The organism is Moorena sp. SIO4E2 (assembly GCF_010671945.1).
GTDB lineage: Bacteria > Cyanobacteriota > Cyanobacteriia > Cyanobacteriales > Coleofasciculaceae > Moorena > Moorena producens.
In genome coordinates this window covers 1-2471 of record NZ_JAAHIE010000852.1, presented here as the reverse complement: position 1 = coordinate 2471, position 2471 = coordinate 1, and the positions used below count along the sequence as shown (strand labels likewise).

Sequence of the window (2471 nt, the reverse complement as noted above, 5' to 3'; positions counted from 1 at the left end):
AAAACCAGCGAGACGATGAGAGTCATTTTAGCAATTCTAGGTTGTATGGGCGCTCAAGGACCTGTAGTCTCCTGGGTAGCAGTGCATCGTCGCCATCACGAGTACAGCGACCTGCCTGGTGATCCCCCACTCGCGCTTTGCATCAAGACAATGAATTGAGGGTTAATTTCCGACTGTATCTTCCCTGATCCCATTGGCCTCAAAGCCTTATAGAGTAACATTTTTGGGGCTCATGTCACCCCCTCAGCATTAAATCGCATTAAAATGATATCGTACGATAAAGTTATTATTTGTAATAAAAATTATAAATAAATATCCGAAAAACAATCAAATATTTATTTATAATTTTTTTTGTGGATAAATAGAGCTATAACCCATGGATAGAGAAGCGATTGCAATTATTGGCATGGGATGTCGTTTCCCAGGAGCTAAAAATCCCGAAGCATTCTGGGAATTACTGTGTAATGGTATAGACGCAATTACCGAAGTGCCAGCTTCTCGGTGGGATAACGACTTATTTTACGACCCAGACATCTCCAAGCCAGGGAAAACGAACAGTCGGTGGGGTGGATTTCTCGAGCAGGTAGACCAATTTGATGCTCAATTTTTCGGTATTTCTCCTAGAGAAGTAAAACCCATGGATCCTCAGCAGAGAATCATGCTGGAGTTGAGTTGGTCTTGTCTAGAAGATTCGGGATATTCACCAAATGAACTGTCGGGAAGCCAAGTTGGGGTATTTGTAGGCGCTTGTAACTACGACTACGATCAGTTGCAACACCAGGATGAAAAAAATATTGAAGGACATACGGCAACAGGAACCTACACCTGTATCATTCCCAATCGAATATCTTACTTCTTCAATTTTCATGGTCCGAGTGTCCCTGTAGATACAGCTTGCTCTAGTTCGCTAGTAGCACTTCATCAAGCAATCAATGCGATCAAAGAAAAAGAATGTGAGATGGCACTGGTTGGTGGAGTAAGTGTGTTGTGTACCCCCACCAGTTATATCTCCTTTAGTCAACTGGGCATGTTATCCCCAACAGGTCAATGCAAAACATTTGATAGTCAAGCAGATGGTTATGTTAGGGGGGAAGGAGCTGGAATCATCTTATTAAAACCTCTGGGGAAAGCAATAGAGGATAAAGATTATATTTATGGTGTAATTAAGGGCAGTGCAGTTAATCACGGTGGGAAGGCACGAACTCTAACCTCTCCCAATGTTTATGCCCAAGCTCAAGTACTCAGAGCGGCTTATACAAAAGCGAATATTTCGCCAAATACAGTATCCTATATCGAAACTCATGGTACGGGCACACCATTGGGAGACCCAATTGAAATTAATGGTCTTAAACGAAGTTTTAGACAACTGCATCAACAGCATGAGTTACCCTTACCAGAAAAACCCTATTGTGGTCTAGGAACAGTCAAGACAAATATAGGGCATTTGGAAGCAGCAGCTGGAATTGCCGGGGTAATTAAAGTCCTATTGGCAATGAAGCATCGGAAGTTGCCCAAGATTGTTAATTTTGAGCAATTAAATCCCCGCATAGAGCTAGATGGAAGTCCATTTTACATCGTTCATGAAACCCAAGACTGGCAGCAGTTAAAGACAGACGCAGGAGAGTGGATTCCCAGGCGAGCTGGAGTAAGTTCTTTTGGGTTTGGTGGGGTTAATGCTCATGTGGTTTTGGAAGAGGCTCCGGTTCAAGTCCAAAGTGAAAGTTCTAGGGTACGCCAAATTCATATATTAACCCTGTCAGCCAAAACCGAAAAAGCGCTCTCAGAGTTAGTCAGTCGTTATCAAAACCATTTAGAAACTTATCCAGAATTGGCAGTTGCAGATGTCTGTTACACAGCTAACACAGGGCGTGCTATGTTCAAGCATCGCCTAGCCGTTATCGCCTCTGAGCCACAGGAATTAACACAAAAACTTCGGCAACACACAGCAGGGGAGGAAGTAGTCGGAGTCAACTGTTGGGAACCACGCAGTAGTAATAGTTATCCCAAAGTAGCATTCCTATTTACAGGTCAAGGTTCCCAGTATCTGAATATGGGACGGCAATTGTACGAAACACAACCTACTTTTCGTCAAGCGTTAGATCAATGTGATCAAATCCTACGTCCGGATCTGGAAAATCCGCTTTTAGAAGTACTTTATCCTCAAGAAGAACAAAACTCAAGTTCCTCTTTCCTAGACCAAACGGCTTATACCCAACCGGCTCTATTTGCTATTGAATATGCCCTTGCCAAGTTATGGTTTTCTTGGGGAATCAAACCCAAGGTGGTGATGGGGCATAGTGTGGGAGAATATGTGGCAGCTTGTGTGGCAGGAATTTTCAGTCTCGAAGATGGTTTGAAGTTAATTGCCATGCGGGGGCGGTTAATGCAGCAGTTGCCTGCTGGTGGCAAGATGGTATCGTTGTTGGCATCGGAGGAGCGGGTCAAAAAGGCGATCGCGGACTATAGTTCCC

General features: G+C 43.7%; 1 protein-coding gene. It reads left to right on the top strand.

Annotation, left to right across the window (positions count from 1 at the left end; all coding sequences use genetic code 11):
* Positions 1-376: 376 nt before the first annotated feature.
* A partial coding sequence (locus F6K37_RS38090) for a type I polyketide synthase (protein WP_287256264.1) occupies positions 377-2471 on the top strand: 2095 nt, incomplete at its 3' end.